Source organism: Cognatundibacterium squillarum (assembly GCF_014652435.1).
Lineage (GTDB): Bacteria > Pseudomonadota > Gammaproteobacteria > Burkholderiales > Burkholderiaceae_D > Undibacterium > Undibacterium squillarum.
The window spans coordinates 652,312-674,913 of sequence record NZ_BMYU01000001.1 but is presented as its reverse complement, the minus strand read 5'-3'; the positions used below and the strand labels follow the sequence as shown (position 1 = coordinate 674,913).

Genomic DNA, 22,602 nt, shown 5'->3' with positions numbered 1-22,602 from the left:
CGTCTTGCGGTTTATTCTTGCTGTACGCGTTTGGCGCTGATGCTGGATTTCACTTTTTCCAGCATATCAATTGCCGCCGGTCCGCGCAGCAATGTCACGGCAACCGCCAGAGCATCGATATAGGTCAGATGGGCGAGGCGGGAAGTCATCGGCGTGTACACATCCGGATCTTCCTCCACGTCCACACTCAGATGCACATCGGCCAGATCCGCCAGCGGGCCGCCGCTGGCGCACAGCACCAGTACACGCGCACCGGCATTTTTGGCGATCTGCACACTGTGGATCAGATCGCGGGTGCGGCCGGTGCGGGAAAATGCCACCACGACACAGTCACTGTTCAGTAACGAGGCAGACTGCGCCTGCAAGTGGGCATCACAAAATACGGTGGTCGGAATGCCGAAACGGAAAAATTTCAGTTGCGCATCGGTCGCCAGTGCGCCGGAATAGCCGAGGCCGTAACATTCAATCCGGCGTGCGCGCGCCAGCAGGTTCACGGCTGCTTCGAAATTCGGAATATTCGCGTTATTGCGCGCTTCCATCAGTGCTGCGATGGTGCGGTCAAACACTTTCGGTAATACATCGCGCACCTGATCGGCCTGATTCACATCCAGATGCAGATACGGAATGCCGGTTGCCAGACTTTTGGCAAAGGCAAGTTTGAAGGACTTAAATCCGTCAAACCCCAGACTTTGCGAAAAGCGGGCCACGGTCGGTTCGCTGACATCGCAGGCTTGCGCGAGAACGCGGATCGACATTTCCAGTGCATCATGCGGTTTTTGCAGCAGAAATTCTGCCACCTGCCGTTCAGCGCGGCTGAGTGCCGTACTGGCAATGCGGATGCGGGCCAGTAAGCCTTTTTCGTTCGGCGGGGAAGAGCGGGTATCGGTCAGCGAGGTTGCCATCGTCTTTTTCTTATGCGCAGATTTGTCGTGAAACCGGTGGATGGAAGCGGAATTGTAACCGCCCCGGACAGGGAAAGATACCTGCTGTCAGGGATGGCTGACAGCAGGTGGCGTCGTCATGGACACCAGAACACATCAACCGTGCAGCCAGCGGCACGTACCAGCGCTTCTACCGGTAAACCCGCTGCATTTTCGAGTACCTGACGCTTCTCTGCGCCGCTGATCACCAGCCAGATACGGCGGGTATTCACCAGACGCGGCAGCGATAAGGACATACGGCACTGGCGGGTTTGCGGATGCAGCGCAGCCAGACAATCCAGATCATCATGCTGCACCGGTGCACCCGGGAACAGTGAAGCCACATGACCGTCCGCGCCCATACCGATCAGCACAGCGTCAAAGGCTTTCGGCAATTGCTGTTGCAGACGCTGATGAATCGCGGACGTGGCCACTTCCGGCGTACTGGCAGCATCTTTCAGTGAAACCAGTGCGGTTTGACCAGCATTCATGCTTTGCTCAAAACAACGGCGGAATAAACCTTCATTGCTTTGGGCATCGGCATCCGTGACCCAGCGTTCATCCGTCGCGACCAGTTTGCACAGTGCAGGCGTTTTGTTTTGCGCCAGCAAGGTATCCAGTTTGCGGTACACCGGTGAAGGTGTGGAACCTCCAGCCAGTGCAAAACTGCTGCCGGTCTCCGCTTGCTGTATCAGCGTCAGCCATTGCTCGCTGAGCGCAGTGCTCAGCGCATCAAAATTTTCAAATGTGTGCCACTGTAAATTTGCCTGCATACCCGGATCAGCCTTCAACATATTCTTCTCCCCAGGCTGCACCATGCTGTGCCAGCAGATAGCTGGCAGCGGCTGGCCCCCAGCTGCCGGCGATATACGATTTCAGGCCTTCGCTATCGTTTTGCCATGCCTGCAGAATAGGGTCAACCCAGTTCCATGCTGCCATCAGTTCATCATCACGTACAAACAAGGTCAGATCGCCGTGCATCGCATCCAGTAACAGGCGTTCATACGATTCCACGCGGCGTGAAGTGGATACCTCAGCGAAGTCCAGATCCAGCGCCACTTCGGATAAGCGTATGCCTTCGCCCGGTTCTTTGGCTTTCATAAACAGTTTGACGCTTTCTTCCGGCTGCAAAGAAATCACCAGACGGTTAGAGCGCATCGGGCCTTGTCCGTTACCGAAAATCGCATACGGAATCGGTTTGAAATTGATCGTGATTTCCGCGCTGCGGGTTGCCATACGTTTGCCGGTACGCAGATAGAACGGTACGCCAGCCCAGCGCCAGTTATCAATTTCTGCACGGATGGCGACAAAGGTTTCAGTACGCGAAGCGGTCGGCACGCCGGGTTCAGTCTGGTAGCCCGGTACGGCTTTGCCATCGACTGCACCTGCACGGTACTGGCCGCGCACTGTTTTTTTGGAAACTTCTTCCGGTGTGAATTTGTGTAAAGCACGCAGGGCTTTGACTTTTTCATCACGGATCGAATCCGGATCAGCATTTACCGGTGGTTCCATTGCCACAATCGACACCAGTTGCAGCAAGTGGTTCTGGATCATGTCGCGCATCGCGCCGGTCTGATCATAGAAATCACCACGGGATTCGACACCAACCTGCTCAGAAATCGAAATGTGGACGTCCTGTATCCATTTGCGATTCCACAGCGGCTCCAGGAAAGAATTGGCAAAACGAAGCGCCAGCAGGTTTTGCACCATTTCTTTACCGAGATAATGGTCGATACGATAGATTTGTTTTTCATGCAGATACTGACGCAGCGCCTGATTAATCGCTTGCGCTGACTGCCCGTCACGCCCCAGCGGTTTTTCAACCACAACGCGTGCATTGCCTGCAGTCAGGCCGTGCGCATGTAATTGTTCAACTACTGGAATAAAAATGTTCGGTGCCGTCGCCAGATAGAACAGCGTCGGGTTGGCTTCGCTGACCGGAATCTGTGCCCGCAAACCTTCGAAATCTTCCGGAATGCGCGCATCGACTTTCTGGTAGTAGGTGACAGCCAGAAATGCCGCCAGTTTTTCAGGTGTGCCGCCGGACACTTTGCCGCCGAACTGGGCAATCGCGTCAGCAACACGCTGACGGTAATCTTCGCTTTGCAAGCCTTCGCGGGCAGCGCCGATAAAGCGGAACGAGGCATCCAGCCTGTCGTTCACAAAGGCACTGTACAGCGCCGGAATAATCTTGCGCCGGGCCAGATCGCCGGTGCCGCCGAAAAGAACAAAGGTGGTCATAGTGTCTCCACAGAGAGTTGGCTGTGCTGTTCAACCGGCTTGCCGGCATGGCGTTCCGGTACTTTTTCAGTGTTTGAATTATGCCAGAAAAAAATCAAAAATGTAGTTTCTTTACGTTTTTGTGGTTTTGTTTCTGTAAATTTTTCGTATAAATCGTCAATTCTGAAAGTTTGTTACGTAAATTTCTGAATTTGTGCTATCGTTCTGTCAGCTGGTCATCAGAATTTTTACGCAAACCGGGGCGGTGCAGTACCTGACAACGGTTTGCGTGAACATTTTGATCTTCCGGGCAGTAACCGCTGCCAACAGCATAGGTGAGTTAAATGACAACTACCACAACTTCCGGTCTCCACCCAGTGATCCAACAGGTCACGCAACGTATTACAGAACGCAGCCGATCGCTGCGCACTGCCTATCTCGAACAACTCCGTCAGTTCAAAGGCCGTGGCCCGCGTCGCAGCAGTTTGTCATGTGCCAATCAGGCGCATGCCAATGCGGCGATGGACAGTAAATCGAAAATCTGGCTGGCGCAGGCGCAAAAACCGAATATCGGCATCGTGACGGCCTACAACGATATGTTGTCCGCGCATCAGCCGTATGAAGGCTATCCGGAACTGATACGTCAGGCTGCACTGAAAGCCGGTGCCACTGCGCAGGTTGCCGGCGCAGTACCAGCGATGTGTGACGGTGTGACGCAAGGTCGTCCGGGCATGGAATTGTCGCTGTTCTCGCGCGATGTGATTGCGCAGGCAACGGCAGTCGCCTTATCGCACGATGCTTTTGATGCAGCTTTGTGTCTTGGTATCTGCGACAAAATCGTGCCGGGCTTGCTGATCGGTGCACTGGCGTTCGGTCATTTGCCGGTGATTTTTGTACCGGCAGGGCCCATGGGTTCCGGTTTGTCGAACAAAGAAAAAGCGGCTGTACGCGAACGTTATGCGCAGGGCAAAGCGACCAAAGAAGAATTGCTGGCAGCAGAAAGCGCGGCTTATCACAGCGCCGGTACTTGTACTTTTTACGGTACGGCTAACAGTAATCAGATGCTGCTGGAAGCGATGGGCCTGCATTTACCGGGTTCTGCTTTCGTACATCCTTCCAGCCCGCTGCGTAATGCTCTGACCGAAGCTGCGACAGAGCGCATCGTGCAACTGACAGAAATCGCCGGTGATTACACGCCGATTGGCGAGCTGGTGAATGAAAAAACCATCGTCAATGCACTGATTTCTCTGCTGGCAACCGGAGGTTCTACCAATCACACGATTCACTGGATTGCGGTTGCCCGTGCAGCCGGCATTCTGATCGACTGGCAGGATTTCGATGAATTGTCGTCCGTGGTACCGCTGTTGGCGCGTGTGTATCCGAATGGTACCGCCGATGTGAATGCTTTCCAGGATGCCGGTGGCCCGTCGTTTGTAATTCGTGAACTGGTAAATGCTGGCCTGATGCACGGCGACGTGATGACCGTATTCGGCAAACAAGGCTTGCATGGTCACGCAGTGACACCATCGCTGGGTGAAGATGGTCGTGTGCAATGGGATGCACTGCCGGAAGTGTCCGGCGACACCAGCGTACTGCGACCAGTCGCTGAACCATTTGCGCCAACCGGTGGCTTGCGTTTGCTGCAGGGTAACCTCGGTCGTGCGATTGTGAAAGCATCAGCGGTGCCGAAAGATGCTTGGATTATCCGCGCACCGGCGGTGGTGTTTGAATCACAGGATGCACTTGTTAACGCGTATAAAGCCGGTGAGCTGAACCGTGATTTTGTTGCGGTGGTGATTTATCAGGGCCCGCGTGCCAACGGTATGCCGGAGCTGCATCAGTTCACACCGGTACTCGGCAGCCTGATGTCTGCAGGCCACAAAGTGGCGCTGGTCACCGATGGCCGTATGTCCGGCGCTTCCGGCAAAGTCCCGGCGGCACTGCACGTCAGTCCGGAAGTGGCACAAGGCGGCCCGCTTGGCAAAGTGCGCGACGGCGATCTGATCGAACTGAATGTGCATACCGGTGAATTGCGTGCTTTAGTGGATGAAGCTGAATGGAACAGCCGTGCCGTGCGTTCTGCTAAACCGGATACAACAACAGGCTTTGGCCGTGATTTATTTGCTGCGCAGCGTCTGGTCGTGACCAGTCCGGAGCAGGGTGCAAGTACTTTATTTATCGATACCGCTGTCTGATGCCGGTAGCCGCTGCGCACAGCTCCCCCTGTGTGCAGCGGATCACCGTGCGGGGAAGACAGAACAGGAGACAAGATGAGCAAGCAACTGAATGAAATTACCGCGCAACTCGCAGAAGTCAAAGTATTGCCGATTCTGGTAACCGATGATGTCGATCAGGCGATTCATTGCGTGAATGCGCTGGCGGCAAACGGCTTGCCAGCAGTGGAAATCACACTGCGTACACCGAATGCAATGACGGTGCTGAAAGAAGTCGTGAAAGCCTGCCCGCAAGTTACTGTCGGTGCAGGCACCATTCTGACACCGGCACAACTGGATGCGGTGCTCGCCACCGGTGCGGCGTTCGGTATCAGCCCCGGCATTACACCGGTACTGGCGGCAGCAGCGCGTGACAGTGCTTTGCCTTATTTTCCGGGTGTCGGCAGTGCCAGCGATCTGATGCTGGCGGTGGAGCATGGCTTCAAAGTTGTGAAACTGTTTCCGGCCGATCTGGTGGGTGGCGTCAAAATGGCGAAAGCACTCGGCGGCCCGTTCCCGGATGTGAAATTCTGCCTGACCGGTGGTGTGACTGTGGAAAGCACACCGCAAATGCTGGCCCAGCCTAACGTATTGTGCGTCGGTGGTTCATGGATGTGTCCTGCACCGCTGATCAATGCTGCTGACTGGGCGCAAATCGGCCAGCTCGCTGCCGCTGCGGCGGCTGCAGGCCGGCAAAGCTGATCTCTGAATTCAGGCAACTCCCGTCAGGGCGTTGCCTTTTTTTTGTGTTGAACCTGTTTTTTCTTCCCGGATTGTACTGACTATCATGGCTCATTCTGTTTCCCGTACGCCGCTCTGGTGCCTGTTGCAACAACGTGCTACCCATATGCCCAGTCTGAAAGACTTGTTTAAAGCGGACCCGCAACGCTTTAACCATTTTTCTGCATCGGCCTGTGGCATTCTGCTCGACTATTCCAAACAGCGCATGGACACGACGGCGAAACTGAATTTGCTGGCGCTGGCAAGACAACAGCAAGTGGAGCAGCGTCGTGATGCGATGCTGCGCGGTGAAGCGGTTAATCACACCGAAAACCGTGCCGTGCTGCATACGGTATTGCGTTTGCCAAAAGAAGAATCCTTCATGCTGAATGGTCAGAATATCGCGGCAGATGTGCATGCGGTACTGACGCAAATGCGTGAGTTTGCGAATGCGGTCAGGGAAGGGCGCTGGCTCGGTTACACCGGCAAACCGATACGTACAATTGTGAATATCGGTATCGGCGGTTCTGATCTGGGTCCGCAAATGGCGTGTATCGCGCTGGCCCCGTGGTCGCAAAAGAATTTATCGCTGCATTTTGTCTCGAATGTGGATGGCCGCCATGTGGCAGATGCGCTGGCAAATGCCGATCCTGAAACGACTTTATTCGTGGTGGCATCGAAAACCTTCACCACCATGGAAACGCTGACCAATGCGAAAACAGCCCGCGAATGGATGCTGGCGCATGGTTGCCCTACCGATCAGATTCGTCAGCATTTTGTAGCGCTCAGTACCAATGTCAAAGCCGCAGAAGCCTTCGGTATTGCGGCAGAAAATGTTTTCCCGTTCTGGAACTGGGCGGGTGGCCGTTATTCGATGTGGAGCGCGATTGGTTTGTCGATTGCGCTGTACATTGGCCCGGATCGTTTTGAAGAAATGCTGGCCGGTGCGCATGAAATGGATTTGCATTTTGCGCATGCACCGCTGGAACAGAATCTGCCTGTGCTGATGGCGCTGATCGGTGTCTGGAATATCAACTTCCTCGGTCTGCAGGCTTTGTCGATTGCGCCGTATCACCAGCGTATGACGCGCTTACCGGCGTATCTGCAACAGCTGGAAATGGAAAGTAACGGTAAATCCGTGACCCGTGAAGGTCAGCGTGTGGATTATTCAACGTCCGCAATTCTGTTCGGCGAAGCCGGTACCAATGGTCAGCATGCTTACTTCCAGTTGCTGCATCAGGGCGCAACGATTATTCCTACTGATTTCATCGTGGTGGCGGATGATGATGCCGGCCTTGCCAGTCACAATCAGGCCTTGCTGGCGAACTGCTTTGCGCAGTCCAAAGCCATGGCCTGGGGTAAAACGCTGGAAGAAGTGCGTCAGGAACTCGGTGATCAGCCGGATCACGTACTGGCGCACCGCGTGTTTGAAGGCAATCGTCCGACTTCCACGCTGATGCTGGATGCCCTGACACCGCGTTCGCTGGGGGCGCTGATCGCCTTGTACGAACACAAAGTGTTTGTGCAATCGGTGATCTGGGATATCAATGCCTTCGATCAGTGGGGCGTGGAGCTGGGTAAATCGCTGGCGCAGCAATTAATCAACCTCGATCCTGCTGCGGTACGCGAACCGGAAGACAGTTCCACCCGTGGCTTATTGCAAGCGGTGGCACGCAGTCAGAAACTGCGTCGCGTCGCCTGAATGTAAGTCTCACGTCAAATTCCTTTTTTAAGCTGATTTCTGCAGCAAACGGATTTACGGTGTCAATGACTCCCGAATCGGTTTGTTGCAGTGCACACACGCGTCGATAATTTTCATCTGTGCGTTGTTTGTCCTCCTTTACACTTTGCCATGAATGCTCACTTAACTCCGGCCCTCAAAATGAAAGAACTTCAAGACGATAAAGATCAGAGCCTGCGTGATGATATCCGCCGCCTCGGTCGTATTCTGGGTGATACAGTCCGCAATCAGCATGGTGATGAGATTTTCGACAGCATCGAAACCGTGCGTCAGTTATCGGTGCGTTTCAGCCGCGATGCGGATGTGGCAGCGCGTACCACACTGGAAGCGACACTGGATGGCCTCAGCAATGATGCAATGACGCAGCTAATCCGTGCGTTCAGTTATTTTTCGCATCTGGTGAATATTGCGGAAGATCAGCACCACATTCGCCGCACCCGCGCGCATCAGATCGCTGGCTCTGCACCGCGTCCGGGTACACTGGCTTACACGATTGATGCGCTGTATGCATCCGGTCGCAGCAGCGATGAAATCGGACAATTCTTCGATACTGCCAGCGTGGTGCCGGTACTGACCGCGCATCCGACTGAAGTGCAGCGTAAAAGTATTCTGAATTGCCAGATGGTGATTGCGCGCTTGCTCGACGAGCGCGACCGTATGCAGTTAACACCGGAAGAGCAGGAAGCGAACGATGAAGCACTGGGACGCGCAGTACTGACGCTGTGGCAAACCCGCATGCTGCGTACTTCCAAATTATCGGTGCTGGATGAAGTCGAAAATGGCCTGAGTTTTTACGACTACACCTTCCTGCGCGAATTACCCTCGCTGTACGCGGGACTGGAAGATGTGCTGCGCGCCCGTGATCCGGCTTTCGCGCAAAAAGAATTACCAAGCTTCATGAAAATGGGCAGCTGGATCGGCGGCGACCGCGACGGCAATCCGTTTGTGACGGCAGAAGTGCTGGAAAAAACACTGGCCATGCAGGCGAACCGCGTTTTCCGTTTTTATCTGGAAGAATTGCATACGCTGGGTTCGCAATTGTCGATGGCGACGTTGCTGGTGAATGTGTCGGATGATTTACGCGCACTGGCAGAAAGCTCGCCGGATCATTCGCCACACCGTTCCGATGAACCTTATCGTCTGGCGATCAGCGGCATCTATGCACGTCTGGCGGCAACGTATACCCGTTTGCTCGGCGCACATGCAGTCATACCACCAAGTGGCCCCGCAGCACCGTATGACAGCGCTGAAGCACTGGCGGCAGATCTGGATATCATTCATCAGTCGCTGGTGGAAAACGGTTCCGCCAAAATTACCCGTGGCCGTCTGCGTCATTTGCGCCGTGCGGTGCGCGTATTCGGTTTCTATCTGGCACCGCTGGATCTGCGTCAGAACTCGGATGTGCATGAGCGCGTGGTGGCAGAATTGCTGCGCGCTGCTGATGCATCGGTGGATTATCTGAGTCTGGATGAAGAGGGCCGGATTGCCTTGCTGTGCCGCGAAATCGCATCGGCACGTCCGCTGGTATCGCCTTATCTGACGTACTCTGACGAAACCCGCTCCGAGCTGGCAATTTACCGTGGTGCGGCGCTCGCGCATCAGCGTTACGGTCGTCAGGCGGTGCCGAACTGCATCATTTCCAAAACGGACGGTGTGTCCGACATGCTGGAGCTGGCGCTGTTACTGAAAGAATCCGGCTTGCTGCATCCGCAGGAAGGGCGTCTGGATGTGAACATCATCCCGCTGTTTGAAACCATCGGCGACTTGCAGCACAGCGCCACCGCGATGGACCGTTTATTCAGCCTGCCGGAATACGCGCGATTCCTGCCAAGCCGTGCGCAGGCGCAGGAAGTCATGCTCGGTTACTCCGACAGCAATAAAGACGGCGGTTTCCTGACTTCCGGCTGGGAGTTGTATAAAGCCGAGCTGGAACTGATCAAAGTATTTGAAAAACACGGCGTGCGTCTGCGCCTGTTCCACGGTCGCGGCGGCTCCGTTGGTCGTGGCGGCGGCCCTAGCTATCAGGCGATTCTGGCGCAGCCAGCCGGTGCAGTGCAGGGACAAATCCGTCTGACCGAGCAGGGTGAAGTGATTACCGCCAAATACGGTAATCCGGAAGTCGGCCGCCGTAATCTGGAAGTGCTGGCTGCTGCCACAGTGGAAGCCAGTCTGCTTGCGCATCAGGAACCGGCGCCGGAAGCCGCGTATCTGGCGGCGATGGAAGAATTGTCCGCTGATGCATTCCGCGCTTACCGTGATCTGGTGTACGAAACCGATGGCTTTGAACAGTATTTCTGGGAATCGACAGTGATTTCTGAAATCGCCGGTCTGAATATCGGCAGCCGTCCGGCTTCGCGTAAAAAGACCACGGCGATTGAAGATTTGCGCGCTATTCCGTGGGTATTCAGCTGGTCACAATGCCGTCTGATGCTGCCGGGCTGGTTCGGCTTTGGTACTGCGGTACAGCGTTATCTGGCAAAACATTCGGACTCCGGCCTCGCAACCCTGCAAGCCATGTTCAAAAACTGGTCTTTCTTTGCGACGGTACTGTCGAATATGGAAATGGTGCTGGCAAAAAGCGATATCGGTATCGCCAGCCGTTATGCGCAACTGGTGCGCGATCCGGCACTGCGTGACCGCATTTTCCCGCGTATGCAGGATGAGCACAGCCTGACCATTGCCGTGCTGAAGCAAATTTCGGGACAGAATGAATTGCTGGAAGCGAATCCGCTGCTGGCACGCTCAATCCGCAACCGCTTCCCGTATATGTCACCGCTGAACCACGTACAGATCGAACTGCTGCAACGCTTCCGCGAAGGTGACGCAGACGAACGCGTCCGCCGTGGCATCCACCTGACCATCAACGGCATCGCCGCCGGCTTGCGCAACAGCGGTTAAGTTCGTTCCGCTTCTGAAAAACGCTGCTCATGGGATACGATGAGCAGCGTTTTTTTATGGTTTTCTCAGTTTGAAAACGATTGTATTTGTGCAAAGTTCGTCATCTTGCATTTTCGGAGAGCCGGACTTTCTGCCGACAATCACCGGATTGCTGTGCTGAACACCGCATTTGCTAGTAAAGTCAGCGGTGGCAGTTGAGTGTAAGGAAAGGAGTCTATTTTTTGAGTTCAACTGATTTAAAAACGGCCATACGACGCAGAATGTTTCTGGAGGCCATACGCCGTAGCAGGCGTGAGCAGCAGTATGGATTTCAGATTTGTCCGAAATGTGGCGGCCGTGGCGTTGTCTGTAGTGAGCAGGAAAATAACGGTCGCTGGACTGCGGTCTTGACTGAATGCGCCGAGTGCAACGGTGAGACAATTGTTCCTGCACCGTGATGACTGCAACTAATCGCAGAAACTTGTTATTGATACTTATAAATTTCAAATCAGAACTTATGTTGATGAAGTCAGCGATACTTTCCGAGATGTGCGAGCGCTTGAATAGTAATGCCACAAACTACACGGTCTTTTTGCAAAGTTATCAAGTCACAGCTATGGCTGGCGAATCATCAGACAACAGAGTTTCCTCTGTTCTGGGAGCCGAAGTGCTCGCGGTTGAATTTCAGGAAGTCACTGAGGATGAGATCGTCGCCGAAATACAAGACAGTTTAATGTTCTCCGGGGATACCGGCGCAGGACCGGATGCGGAAGTGGTCGCTTCAGTAGAATTCTCAAATTGTTTGGACGAATTGCTTGCGGAAGTGCGGAAGCAAGCGAAGGCGGCAAACAAAATTGAGCGTTTCTGGCTTAAAACAGGACATCCTGCATATCCGGTTTTTTGGGATTTTGCCCTTTTATTCAGTCGTACTGATGCTTCCTTTGTCATCATCGGTTCTGCATCTGACTGATGCTCTGAATGGAGTACCTTGTCGGGCTTAAATTGAGGGAGAAATATAAGTCAGAAGTGCAAACCGGTAGTCTTGTTGTGCAAAGATCGTCATCTTGCATTTCCAGAGAGCCGGACTTTCTGCCGACGACCGCCGGATTGCTGTGCTGTACTCCGCATTTGGGGTATTTTTGAGCAAAAACTGGCAGTTCCGCAGCTGACTTGGTTCTGACCAGCGAAAGTCTGTGTGATCCATAAATTAAAACACCGCTGTCCGGATGGAGGAGCGGTGTTTTAATTTGCAGCAAACGGATTTGCCGCATCCGTGTTCAGGTCGCAACTTCTGCGATCAGAATGCTTTCTGGATACCGAGCGAGACGCTGGTGATCTTGCTGTTTTGCTCCATAAAGCGAATCTGGCGGGTTTCGATTTCGCCGCGTACTGCGACCAGATTGGTGATCTTATAGGCCAGGCCAACGCCAACCATCGGGCTGAAGCGGTTGCTTTTCTCTACGGTGGCACCATTGGTTTCCTGCGGGCTGAAACGGGTGTACGTCACGCCGAATTTACCAAACGTCACCAGATTGTTTTGCACCATGAACCGGCGCAGACCGGCGACTTCGGTCTGGTAGCTGCGGAAACGCCATTGTTTTGTGGTTTCAGTAACGTCCGATAATTTACTGAAACGACCTTCCACGCTCCAGTCCTGACCCAGATCGTAGCCCAGTGTCAGGTGTACATCCGGTTTGCTGGCACTGCAGGTACTTGTGCAGTTTAAGGACCATGAGGTTTTGCCGGCGCCGATACCGCCATACACTTGTGCAGCAGCGGTATTGGTCAGCAACAGACTGGCGCAGGCCAGCAAAACGGAAATAACGACTTTATTCATAACACGATTGCCTATGCTTGTTTCAACGCGCGTAAGCCTAATCGGAATAGTGATGCAAAGCAATAATTTTGCGACTTCAGGTCGTGGTAAATCAGAACAAAAGGCCGCCGCCTTTACGGAATAATGCAATATCAACAAATCCGGATATCCGGTTTTGCTGTTCATCCGGGGTCATCAGAAATCCGCCGAGATCAATCTGATTTTTTTGACCTGTCATGCCGGCAAATGCATCGCGTCCGCCACGGCCATTCTGCATGGCGCGGCTCAGGGTTTTTGCGACCAGAAAACCTTCGAAGGTCAGTGAAGACAGTTCTTCGTCACGGAATTTCTTCATCATATTGCTATGGTCAATCTGTACAACCGATTTTTTGCCGAGCGGATTCGGTACTACTTGTGAAAACACCGTCCATTCCAGCGCGCTACGCCCCGCCAGTTCTGCGACCGTATCCAGATTGGTCAGCGACAGTCCGGCAACAAATACTTTCGGCGCAGAGCGGCGGAAAGATTTCAGAAACAAGCCGGTCGCCACAGTGTCTGCAACGGTGATCACAATGTTCGGATTGCCGGCAGCCAGCTTAGCGGATTCGCGACTCAGTTCCGTCGGATTGCCGGTAATTTTGACGACGCCGCTGAGAGTCATTTTGCGACGCTGGATTTCATTCACAACATACTGGTACATGTCGTGATTGACACTGTTTTCCTGCAGCGCGATGCCAACCTGACGAATGCCGAGTTTATCGAAGTAGGAGAAGATGTATTGCATCTCCTGTTCTGCGCTCGGACGCCAGTACACCACGCGGCCGCCATGCTGTTTCTGCACGCCGGACAAAGGTGCAAACAGGCTGATTTTGCTTTGCTGAAAGGCTGATGTTGCGACAACGGCATCGACTGTGGATGCGCCGATGCCACCGATCAGAAAATCTGCTTTGTCGCGTTCGATCAGCTCCGCTGCCAGCTTTGCAGAGTTGGCCGGATTACCCTGATCGTCACGCACCAGATAGCGGACGCGTTTGCCGTGGATGCCACCGTGGCTGTTGATACTGTCAAAAAATGTGGTGATGCCGGCCACATAGTCGCGACCGACCGCCGCGTTCGGGCCGGATAAATCAATAGCTTGTCCGACAATGATCAGATTGTCCTGCGCACTGAGTGGCAGCGACAAGGTTGTGATAAAAAACAGAATGAAACAGCGTAATAGCGGCGTGATAAAAGTCTTCAACATGATGCTTGCAAACCGGAAATTGAAACAAGTCCCGAAGTTTGCCGCTCAAATATGACCTACCAGTGACTGTGCTGTTTCGCTACGGAAAAAATGATGCTTTGCAGCACAAAAATCTGCTTTTATTTTGTGCATTGCCCTTCAGAAGGTCTTGCATCGTGACGTTAACAGAAACGTACAGATAAGGAGTAATGTCATGGACGTCACTGGAATTGCGAAATTGTCTACAACACTGGCAGATGTCGGCAATGCACAGGCGGTCAGCATTGCTGTTCTGAAGAAAGCCAATGAAATACAGGCTGAAAGTGCAACTGCACTGATAGAAGCGATCCCGAATAATCAGGCAACCAGCAATCTGCCGCCGCATCTGGGACGCAACATTAATACGACGGCCTGAGTTTCTCCGTTTTCATACACACAATGCGGCGTCAGCCGCATTTTTTATGCCTGCGGCCGGAATCCACTGATCTGACGCAAGCGAAAAGCACGCTGATGCCGGATAATGCGGGGCATTGCATTTTCAGGATAGAGCATGGAAAACACAGAATGGGGCTGGTCAGACCGCCTGAAACTCAGTTATGGCCCGATGGATGAAACACATGTCGAGTTCGTGACCCTATGTGCCGCATTGGGTAAGGGTTCGCCGGACACATTTATCGAACGTCTGGACGCGCTGATTGCGCATTCGGTTGAGCACTTCGAGCAGGAAAACCGCTGGATGGAAGAAACAAATTTTCCGCCGGTCGGCTGTCATAAACAAGAGCATGATTCTGTACTGGAAATCATGCGCGAGGTACGCAGCCGCTATCTCGCTGGTGAAACGGATCTCGGACAGAAACTGGCAGAAGAATTGCCGCACTGGTTTGAACACCATGTCGATACCATGGATAACATGCTGGCGCGTTTTATGATTGCATGGAATAAAGAGCCCGCACCGGCGTCTGCTGCCGGGCAAACGCCTGCTTAAGCAAGCTATGTTTATTCGGTGACCGAAATCCGGATATCACCGATCTGTACGACCTGGCCGGCACGGATTTTTGCAGTTTTGCGCAATTCCTGCTGGCCATCCACAGTCACATCACCACTGGCGACGATCATTTTTCCGGCGCCACCACTATCGCAGACACCTGCGATCTTCAAAAGCTGGTTCAGTTCGATGAACTCACCGCGCAGCGGGACGGTAATCTTTTCCATAATGGACTTTCTGAGCAAAAAAGGGTGAAGCATACACCAGAACCAGAGGTGCCGGCATTGCTGAGGTTTGGTATCGCAGACTAATGGAAAGGCGGTAAAAGGTTTTCCTACTGTACACCTGTAATTGTGAAGGTCAATAATCATCAGTGATGAAATTATCCGCCGGCAAATGCTGCATGGTTTTATCAGGAAATGTATGATGCGCAGCAAGGTTTCCTCACTGTTAAGGAAACTGCTTTTGATTACTCAGAGGAGATATCTATGAATCAGCAGGCAATGATTGCCGCCGTTCTGGCGGGACTGATCAGTGCAGGTGCGGCAGACGCTGCAGACGCACCGGCTAAAGCAAAATCCGAACGTTGCTACGGCATTGCGAAAGCCGGTCAGAATGATTGTGCAAGCAAAGACGGTTCACACGGTTGTGCAGGGCAGGCGAGCAAGGATAATGATCCGAATGAATGGAAAAAAGTCCCTGCAGGTACTTGCGAGAAGCTTGGTGGCAAAACCGACCCGAAAGACAAGGGTGCCAAAGTGATGGAAATGAGTAAGTAATCTGGCGTGAGTCAGATCGTTACACCAGCTGCGCAAGCCCCGCATCCTTTGTCCGGTGTCGGACTGGGCTTGCGTCACGCACACTATCCGGATTTTCTCGAAAAAAAACAGCCGGTCGACTGGCTGGAAGTCCACTCAGAGAATTATTTCAGTGAGGGCGGCTACGACCGTCATGTGCTGATGCGCTTGCGCGAGGATTATCCAGTCAGTTTGCATGGCGTGGGGCTTGGCATCGGCTCTGCGGATCCTTTGTCTCTGAGCCACCTCGAAAAACTCAAATCGCTGATACGTCAGGTGCAGCCAGCGGCGGTTTCTGAGCATCTTTGCTGGAATGCCGCTGGCGGCGTATTTGCTAACGAATTATTGCCGCTGCCGATGCGTCGTAATTTACTCGGCTGGCTGACGGACAGGGTAGACCAGGTACAAAACTTTCTCGGGTGCCGGATTGCGCTGGAAAATGTTTCGTCCTACGTCCGCTTTCAGGATGCCGATATGACAGAGGCAGAATTCCTGACAACGCTTGCACGTCGCAGTGGTTGCGGTGTTCTGCTGGATATCAATAATTTATATGTCAGCCAGTGGAATCACAAAGTGGATGCCCGCGCTGAGCTGATGCGCTACCTTGCTCTGCCGCTCGATCAGATCACGGAGATTCATCTTGCCGGACATCAGGTTCGTGGCGAATTGTTGTTTGATACCCATGACGCGCCGCTGACAGATCAGGTGATTGACTTGTACCGGTTCGCTTGTCAGCACGGTGCTGCTTCAGTTCCGGTGATGATAGAGCGCGATGCGGACATTCCCCCATTGTCAGATTTGTTGTCTGAATTGCAGGAAGTCAGGGAAATCCGGAGCGCTGCGGGAGGCGGAAATGCAGAATCATGAATCGCCGGATTTAACATGGCAGGCTACATTGCTTGATGCAATTCGTCAGCGGGATACCGATGTTCAGAAGTTATCCGGCTTGCTGGTGTCGCCGTTTGAAAACGGACTGCATCTGTACCGCGACAGCCAGCGTGCGCAGCGCAGACAAGTTCTGAAGCAGGCTTATCCTGTTTTGTGTCAGTTGGTTGGCGTGCAATGCTTTCACGCACTGGCGGACACGTACGCAGAAGAAACGCCCTCGTTAAGCGGTGACCTGCATTTGTACGGTGCCTCATTTTCAGATTTTGTTTGTCAAAGTCCGCTATGTGCCGGATATCCTTACTTGGCAGAGGTGGCCCGCCTCGAATGGCAAGTGCATCGGATCTATTACGCTGCGGATCAGAAATTGCTGACGCTGCATCAGTTAATCAGTCAGTGTGGTGCTGAAATTGACCGCATGATGCAGGTGAAGCTGAAGATTTCTGATTGCGTGCAGATAATGCAATTCAAGGGAAATGTGACCGAGATCTGGCTGGCACATCAGAACGGTGATGTGGACGGGCTTGCATGGCAGGAGTATGGGCAGTATGCGGTTGTCAGCCGGCCTGTCTGGCGGGCTGAAGTGAGCGTGATCAGTGCGCCGGAATTTCAGGCCTTGTCATCCATTGCTGCAGGTAATGCGCTGGGTTATGCATTGACCCATCTGCTGGTTGCGGAATCGGTTTCGCCAGAGCAGGTTTTGCAATGTGTGCAGCGCTGGCTTGCGTTGGGTGTATTTGCTGCCGAATAAGCCTTGAAAGCCTGTCTTGCAGATCAGTCTGATTACTGCTGACAGTATGTTTCCGGCGCGCCTGTCGGAGCAATGCTGAGCCTCGCTTTCATGCGTCGCAAAAATCCCACAAACGCGAATTTAATTGTGTCAGATTGCAAAATCAGCATAATCAAAGTTATGCTGAAATCGTCTTTTAAAATTAACCGGCAGCGCCTATAATTCGCGCCCTTATGCGGCTTATTTCCGCTTTGGACTTAAGGTTTTTTAATTAAGAGGATTTCCTCTAGATTTGTGCTTTTTACTACCATAGTAAATGTGCTGGTGAGATACTAAACCTGAGTTTTTTGAACGCTCGTTCCATTTGAAGACGATTGCTTCTTGCAAACTTGACTACATAATTCTTAGAGGAGACAACAATGCGTCAACACCACGTCGCGTTATCCCTGCTCGCAACTGCTGTTCTGGCAGCTTGTGGTGGCAGCGGGACACCTGGTCCGACAGTAACTGATTCCATGGCTCGCGGTACTTTGCTCGCGAGTCCGCCAATTCAGGTGCCGATTCCACAGGCTAACGGCGAAGCACTGCCTAAACTGGAGCCAGCCGCATTCGCTGCGAAGCTGGAAGCAGGTTCTCCTGGTATTACACAGGTCACAGGTACGCCGAAATGCGCGCTGTCGGTCTATTACATGAAATATGCAACCGTCGGTGGCGCAAATGAGCCAGCGACGGCAACGGCAGCGATGTACGTACCTTCCGGCTCTGATCCGGCATGTGCTGGTCCACGTCCGGTTTTGCTGTATGCGCACGGCACTACTGTCGAAAAAGCATTCAACATGGCGAACGTTTCCGGCTACGCCGAAGCAACGCTGGTTGCAGCGATGTACGCCGCTCAGGGTTTCATCGTCGTTGCGCCTAACTATGCTGGCTACGATGTTTCTTCTCTGTCCTACCATCCATATCTGAATGCTGAACAGCAAGCCAACGACATGGTTGATGCAATGCGTGCTGCACGTAAAGCATTCCCTGTGATTGGTGCGCAGGATTCCGGCAAACTGCTGATCGCAGGTTACTCTCAGGGTGGCCACGTTGCGGTTGCAACGCAAAAAGCAATGCAATCTACTTATTCTTCTGAATTTAAAGTGACTGCAACCGCTGGTATGTCTGGTCCTTACGCGATCAGCACAATGGGTGACGCGATTTTCGCAGGCAGCCCGAACCTGGGTGGTACCGCTTTCCTGCCAATGATCACAACCGGCTGGCAAAAATCTTACGGTGGCTTGTACAACACCCCGGGCGATATTTATGAAGATAAATACGCAACCGGTATCGAATCTCTGATTCCTGGTCAGTACACACTGAGCGATCTGTACACATCCGGCAAACTGCCGCAAACAGCGACATTCGCAAAAGACTCGCTGCCTGGTCCGACATCTGCGCAATTTGCAGCATTCTTCGGTGATGGCAACCTGATCAAAACATCGTTCCGTAATGCCTATCTGGCGGATCTGCAAGCGAATAAGTGTGGCGCGAATCCTCTGGATCCACTGAACTGCACACCCGCACATCCGTTCCGTAAAGCAGCACTGAAAAACGATCTGCGTAATTTCGTGCCTTCTAATCCTGTCATGCTGTGCGGCGGTAACGCTGACCCGACAGTATTCTGGGTGAATACTCAGCTGACGCAGGCATTCTTCCAGGGTAAAGGTTTCCCAGCAGCAGCATTGCCTGTTCTGGACGTTGATTCTGCAGTAACCGGTGCAACTGATCCGTTTGCGGCAGCAAAAGTTGGTTTTGCGACTTCCAAAGCAAAAGTGATTGCTGCAGCACAAGCTGCGGGTCAGAACCCGGCAACAGCCGTTGCCAGTGCATACCACGGTACTCTGGTTCCACCGTTCTGCAATGCTGCAGCACGTGGTTTCTTCCAGCAAGTGCTGGCGCAATCTAACTAATCAGGAGGCCGACAATGAAAGTATTGAAAATTGCAGCCGCAGTCGCCCTGACATTAGCAGCAGGCAGCAGCTTCGCGGAAGATCTGGGCATTACCGTACGTGCAGGTGTGATTGGTATTGCACTGCATCCTGAATCTCCGGACTTCAAAAGCAATGGTCCTGAATTCCTGACGCCACAACCAGCCGGTATTACGGTTGGTAACGCGAAGACTCTGCTGTTCGGCGTGACAAAACGTCTGACAGACCACTGGGATATCGACTTTGTGGCAGGTCTTCCGCCAGAACATGAAGTGTTTGGTCGCGGCAAACTGGCTCCGTACGGTGTACTGGCGAAAGTGAAACAACGTGCGCCAACCGTGTTTGCGAACTATAACTTCGGTTCGCCGTCTGACAACCTGCGTCCTTTCGTTGGTGCCGGTGTGAACTACACGCAGTTCTTTGATGCGAACTCGACACCAGCAAATGATCTGGCAACAGGTGGTCCGACCAAGATCAATCTGACCAGCTCCTGGGGTTTGGCAGCACAGATCGGTGTGAACTACAAACTGACTGAAAAATGGCGTTTGTGTGCATCGGTTGCGGCAGCGAAAGTGAAAACTGACCTGCGTGCTACTACCGGCAGTATCGACCGTACAACAACCATTGATTTCAAACCAATCGTTGTGACAGTTGGCGTTGGTTACGCATTCTGATCGTATTGTTCAGATGTAAAAAAGGGAGCGTGAGCTCCCTTTTTTGTTTGGCAAACACACATAACTCTGCCTGTTTAACTCCTTATTCCAGCCTCTTTTTTCAGCAGAAATTGCAGGCAGAATCAGTTCATGTTGTTGAGTGCCGGAGCGCAAGCTACCTGATTGCGGCCGGATTGCTTTGCGAAATACAGTGCGCTGTCGGCGCGATCCAGCAATTTCTGAAAATCCTCGCCTTCCTGCAGCGTGGCAACACCAAATGAACCGGTAATGTGAGGTAAAGGTTTGTCTGATTCCGTGAAGACAGGTGCGCTGCGCAATCGCTGGCAAAGGCGTTCTGCAACGATGCTGGCTGCCTGTAAATCTGTCTCCGGCAAAATCACCAGCATTTCTTCGCCGCCATAGCGTGCCGCAAAATCCGTCGGGCGCAGCCCTGAATTCAATACTTTGGCTGCCGCCTGCAATGCGTCATCGCCACGCAGATGACCGTAGGTATCGTTAAAGCGCTTAAAGTGATCCAGATCGACCATTACAATGCTGAGCGGCTGATTGCCGCCATGCGCAGCCTGAATCAGTGATGGCAATTGCTGATTCAGCCAGGCGCGGTTGTGAAGGCCGGTTAAGCCATCGACCATCGATAACTGGCGATAAAACTCGCCGACTTTTTTGCGGCTGCGGATTTGTGCATTGGCAGCGCGGATGCGGAATGACAAGAGTTGCAGCAAGTTGCGCGCAACGCCGTTGGACTCTTCAATCAATTGCCAGACGATGGACGATTCAATTACCAACAGCAAACTGTCATGAATCGCAGACACAGTTGCAGAATGGATTTCTTCATCCAGCACAGATATTTCGCCGACACATTCGCCGGGTAAGTACTGTGTGATCGTGTTTTCCAGATGATTACCGTCTTCATTCAGCATAGTGACGCCGAGTGCACCACTGAGCACGATATACAGACGGGAACCCGCACTGCTGGCATCCAGCACAGTTTGTCCGGCACGGGCGCGGACGATGTCGCAATCCTGTATCAGATGACGGATGACGCCGAGATTGTTATCAGAAATATTTCTGAACAGTTGTATGGCTTCCAGCGGATATTCGATGTGTTGAAAGGTGTTGACGCGTTCTAAAACCGTTTTGTCCAGCAGCATAAAATTCAGATCTGAAGTAAATCGAAGGTAGCCAGCGCGTGCATTTCTGTCTCGCGGAATACCTGCAGGCATTCGGCTTCTGTCAGCGCTAGGGTATCCCAAGCGTGAGTGCTCAGCAAGGGCAGTGTGGCTGCCTTGTCGCCGCAAATATCCAGTGCTGTGACAAAGGCTTCCGCCAGATGCACGACTGATGCAAGCAACTGATGCGGATCGTCGGGTGGCGCTGTGAAATGGGTAAGTGCGTCAGTCAGCGTATCTGCAAACTGCCACTGGCGTGCCAGTGCTGTGCCAGCCTGGATCGCCGTCAGCGGTATGTTGCCCTCAGACGTTGTTGTATGCAAATCGGGATACAACATGCGTACGAGATCTCCGCAACGATGCAGCAACCCGGCGGTGTAGGCGTAATCATGTTTCATGTGATGCGTGCGTGCGATTGCTTTAGCGCAAAAAGCAGTCGCAATGCTGCGTCGCCAGAACTGCTCCAGTGCATCTGCCGGTAAAAGCGATGCCGGATTGTGATGACTGGTGACTGCTGCCATTTGCAGTAACTGATTGCTGCCGAGCAGTGCGGCAGCCTGATCAGCGGTAACCACTTTCGAGTTTGTGCCGAAATGTGACGCATTGGTCAGGCGCAGTAGTTTTGCGGTCAGTCCCGGGTCCAGCGCGATCAGATGGCTCAGTTCAACCGGTTCAGGGTTTTCCTGTTTTCCTGCCTCGAACAGCAAGCGTAATACACCGGGCATTACCGGCAGGGTCTGCAATTTAGCCAGCGATGGAACAGGCTCGTGTATCGCTGTTCTGTTCATGACTGGCTCCGGTAATGCTGAATGGCCAGACGCAACTGCAAGGCTGCATCCGAATTGCCGGCAGTGCTGAACAAATGATTCAGTCGTTGCGTCAGTTGCTGCGGATCAGAAGGAATGGCTGTTTCGCCGGTCTGAATACTCAGAATACTGACACCATGGTCCTGCAAATGCTGCAGGTGATGAATCGTCAGGGTTGCGCCGGCCGGTAATAACACCATCCCGTGCTGATCCTGTACCGCTTCAGCCAGTTGCTGACCGGGTTCGGCCTTTGACAGAACGATATACGAGCGTGCATTCATCGCTTGCCTTTCGTTTGTGCTGAGTTGATGTTCTATTCATCATACTCTGAGTACGCTGGCTTGCGTAGGAGCATTTCGCGTCAGATGGCAGCATTTGCGGATCAGTCACGGTGACCGTGGTGTCCGTGATGATGATGGTGGTGATGTCGCGGGCGCTCGTATCGTTCCTCCCAGCGCTCTTCGCGGTATTCGCGGCGCCATTCAGGCACTCTGCGCCACATGTGGCCGTATTGCTGTTCCACGTAAATATGCTGGGTGTACGGAACGCGGCTGGATAAGCGAATGTTGTAACCACCACTGCGGTAATCGACCCGGATATACGATGGTAAGTAGGCGCTTTCGATCCAGCGCGATTGTTCCGGCCAGTACCAAGTACGGAAGCGCGGTGAGTAATACACCTGTTGCGCCGGATAATAGACATAGTCATACGTGATTTGCGGTGCAGGGCTGTAACCGGAATAACTCCAGTTATCCCATTGCTGGGCGGAAGCGGTGCCGGTATGCAGTGCGCCGGCCAGCAGCGCGGCAGTCAGAAGTGCGAAGCGCATGATGAACTCCGTAAATAAAATCGGGATA

General features: G+C 53.1%; 22 protein-coding genes. 12 read left to right on the top strand and 10 right to left on the bottom strand.

Features of this window, described 5'->3' with window-relative positions; genetic code table 11:
* Positions 1–11 precede the first annotated feature (11 nt).
* From IE092_RS02840 to zwf, 3 genes are all read right to left on the bottom strand, one after another.
* Positions 12–902 carry an SIS domain-containing protein gene (locus IE092_RS02840; protein WP_189355475.1) on the bottom strand — a complete coding sequence of 297 codons (891 nt, stop codon included), beginning with the start codon at positions 900–902 and terminating at the stop codon, positions 12–14.
* A 116-nt stretch (positions 903–1,018) separates the two neighbouring features.
* Positions 1,019–1,714, bottom strand: a complete 696-nt coding sequence (locus IE092_RS02835; RefSeq protein WP_189355474.1) for a 6-phosphogluconolactonase — start codon at positions 1,712–1,714, stop codon at positions 1,019–1,021.
* Positions 1,701–3,161, bottom strand: a complete 1,461-nt coding sequence (zwf, locus tag IE092_RS02830; protein ID WP_189355473.1) for a glucose-6-phosphate dehydrogenase — start codon at positions 3,159–3,161, stop codon at positions 1,701–1,703. Before zwf ends, IE092_RS02835 begins: the two co-directional genes overlap by 14 nt.
* 323 nt (positions 3,162–3,484) lie before the next feature.
* On the opposite strand from zwf, the gene edd reads away from it, so the two are divergent.
* The 5 genes from edd to IE092_RS02805 all read left to right on the top strand — a co-directional run bounded on the left by edd (position 3,485) and on the right by IE092_RS02805 (position 11,661).
* The gene (gene edd, locus IE092_RS02825; protein ID WP_189355472.1) at positions 3,485–5,335 is read left to right on the top strand and encodes a phosphogluconate dehydratase; all 1,851 of its coding nucleotides are present in this window, start codon (positions 3,485–3,487) and stop codon (positions 5,333–5,335) included.
* 75 nt (positions 5,336–5,410) lie between these two features.
* Positions 5,411–6,055, top strand: coding sequence for a bifunctional 4-hydroxy-2-oxoglutarate aldolase/2-dehydro-3-deoxy-phosphogluconate aldolase (gene eda / locus IE092_RS02820; RefSeq protein WP_189355471.1), 645 nt, complete (start codon positions 5,411–5,413; stop codon positions 6,053–6,055).
* 85 nt (positions 6,056–6,140) lie between these two features.
* Positions 6,141–7,775, top strand: a complete 1,635-nt coding sequence (gene pgi / locus IE092_RS02815; RefSeq protein ID WP_229792994.1) for a glucose-6-phosphate isomerase — start codon at positions 6,141–6,143, stop codon at positions 7,773–7,775.
* 180 nt (positions 7,776–7,955) lie between these two features.
* Positions 7,956–10,712, top strand: coding sequence for a phosphoenolpyruvate carboxylase (gene ppc / locus IE092_RS02810; protein WP_189355470.1), 2,757 nt, complete (start codon positions 7,956–7,958; stop codon positions 10,710–10,712).
* A gap of 496 nt (positions 10,713–11,208) precedes the next feature.
* Positions 11,209–11,661, top strand: coding sequence for a hypothetical protein (locus IE092_RS02805; RefSeq protein ID WP_229792993.1), 453 nt, complete (start codon positions 11,209–11,211; stop codon positions 11,659–11,661).
* 327 nt (positions 11,662–11,988) lie between these two features.
* On the opposite strand, the gene IE092_RS02800 is transcribed toward IE092_RS02805, so the two are convergent.
* Together IE092_RS02800 and IE092_RS02795 are read right to left on the bottom strand one after the other, a co-directional pair.
* Complete coding sequence (locus IE092_RS02800) at positions 11,989–12,528, bottom strand: porin family protein (RefSeq protein WP_189355468.1); 540 nt, start codon at positions 12,526–12,528, stop codon at positions 11,989–11,991.
* A 91-nt stretch (positions 12,529–12,619) separates the two neighbouring features.
* Positions 12,620–13,750: an ABC transporter substrate-binding protein gene (locus tag IE092_RS02795; protein ID WP_189355467.1), complete on the bottom strand. Its 1,131-nt coding sequence runs from the start codon at positions 13,748–13,750 to the stop codon at positions 12,620–12,622.
* A 193-nt stretch (positions 13,751–13,943) separates the two neighbouring features.
* Between IE092_RS02795 and IE092_RS02790 the strand changes: the two genes are divergently transcribed.
* Together IE092_RS02790 and IE092_RS02785 are read left to right on the top strand one after the other, a co-directional pair.
* Complete coding sequence (locus tag IE092_RS02790; RefSeq protein WP_189355466.1) at positions 13,944–14,144, top strand: YjfB family protein; 201 nt, start codon at positions 13,944–13,946, stop codon at positions 14,142–14,144.
* 135 nt (positions 14,145–14,279) lie between these two features.
* Positions 14,280–14,714: a hemerythrin domain-containing protein gene (locus IE092_RS02785; RefSeq protein ID WP_189355465.1), complete on the top strand. Its 435-nt coding sequence runs from the start codon at positions 14,280–14,282 to the stop codon at positions 14,712–14,714.
* 11 nt (positions 14,715–14,725) lie between these two features.
* Here IE092_RS02785 and IE092_RS02780 read toward each other — a convergent pair whose 3' ends face one another.
* Entirely contained in the window at positions 14,726–14,941 is a 216-nt protein-coding gene (locus IE092_RS02780) for an RNA-binding S4 domain-containing protein (protein WP_189355464.1), read from the bottom strand.
* Between the two features lie 261 nt (positions 14,942–15,202).
* On the opposite strand from IE092_RS02780, the gene IE092_RS02775 reads away from it, so the two are divergent.
* From IE092_RS02775 to IE092_RS02755, 5 genes are all read left to right on the top strand, one after another.
* Positions 15,203–15,493: a BufA1 family periplasmic bufferin-type metallophore gene (locus IE092_RS02775; RefSeq protein ID WP_189355463.1), complete on the top strand. Its 291-nt coding sequence runs from the start codon at positions 15,203–15,205 to the stop codon at positions 15,491–15,493.
* Between the two features lie 6 nt (positions 15,494–15,499).
* Positions 15,500–16,378, top strand: a complete 879-nt coding sequence (gene bufB, locus IE092_RS02770; RefSeq protein WP_229792992.1) for an MNIO family bufferin maturase — start codon at positions 15,500–15,502, stop codon at positions 16,376–16,378.
* A complete protein-coding gene (locus IE092_RS02765; RefSeq protein ID WP_189355462.1) occupies positions 16,365–17,147 on the top strand; it encodes an HvfC/BufC N-terminal domain-containing protein in 783 nt (260 codons plus the stop codon). Before bufB ends, IE092_RS02765 begins: the two co-directional genes overlap by 14 nt.
* A gap of 398 nt (positions 17,148–17,545) precedes the next feature.
* Positions 17,546–19,078 carry an alpha/beta hydrolase family protein gene (locus IE092_RS02760; RefSeq protein WP_189355461.1) on the top strand — a complete coding sequence of 511 codons (1,533 nt, stop codon included), beginning with the start codon at positions 17,546–17,548 and terminating at the stop codon, positions 19,076–19,078.
* 14 nt (positions 19,079–19,092) lie between these two features.
* Positions 19,093–19,770: an OmpW/AlkL family protein gene (locus IE092_RS02755; RefSeq protein ID WP_189355460.1), complete on the top strand. Its 678-nt coding sequence runs from the start codon at positions 19,093–19,095 to the stop codon at positions 19,768–19,770.
* A gap of 122 nt (positions 19,771–19,892) precedes the next feature.
* Here the strand turns inward: IE092_RS02755 and IE092_RS02750 are convergent, their stop codons facing one another.
* From IE092_RS02750 to IE092_RS02735, 4 genes are all read right to left on the bottom strand, one after another.
* Positions 19,893–20,921 (bottom strand): GGDEF domain-containing protein, encoded by a 1,029-nt coding sequence (locus IE092_RS02750; protein WP_189355459.1) that lies wholly within the window; start codon positions 20,919–20,921, stop codon positions 19,893–19,895.
* Positions 20,922–20,926: 5 nt separating this feature from the next.
* On the bottom strand, positions 20,927–21,727 hold the full coding sequence (locus IE092_RS02745; protein WP_189355458.1) for an HDOD domain-containing protein: 801 nt from the start codon (positions 21,725–21,727) through the stop codon (positions 20,927–20,929).
* On the bottom strand, positions 21,724–22,026 hold the full coding sequence (locus tag IE092_RS02740; RefSeq protein WP_189355457.1) for a hypothetical protein: 303 nt from the start codon (positions 22,024–22,026) through the stop codon (positions 21,724–21,726). Before IE092_RS02740 ends, IE092_RS02745 begins: the two co-directional genes overlap by 4 nt.
* A 101-nt stretch (positions 22,027–22,127) precedes the next feature.
* Positions 22,128–22,574: a hypothetical protein gene (locus tag IE092_RS02735; RefSeq protein ID WP_189355456.1), complete on the bottom strand. Its 447-nt coding sequence runs from the start codon at positions 22,572–22,574 to the stop codon at positions 22,128–22,130.
* Positions 22,575–22,602: the final 28 nt, after the last annotated feature.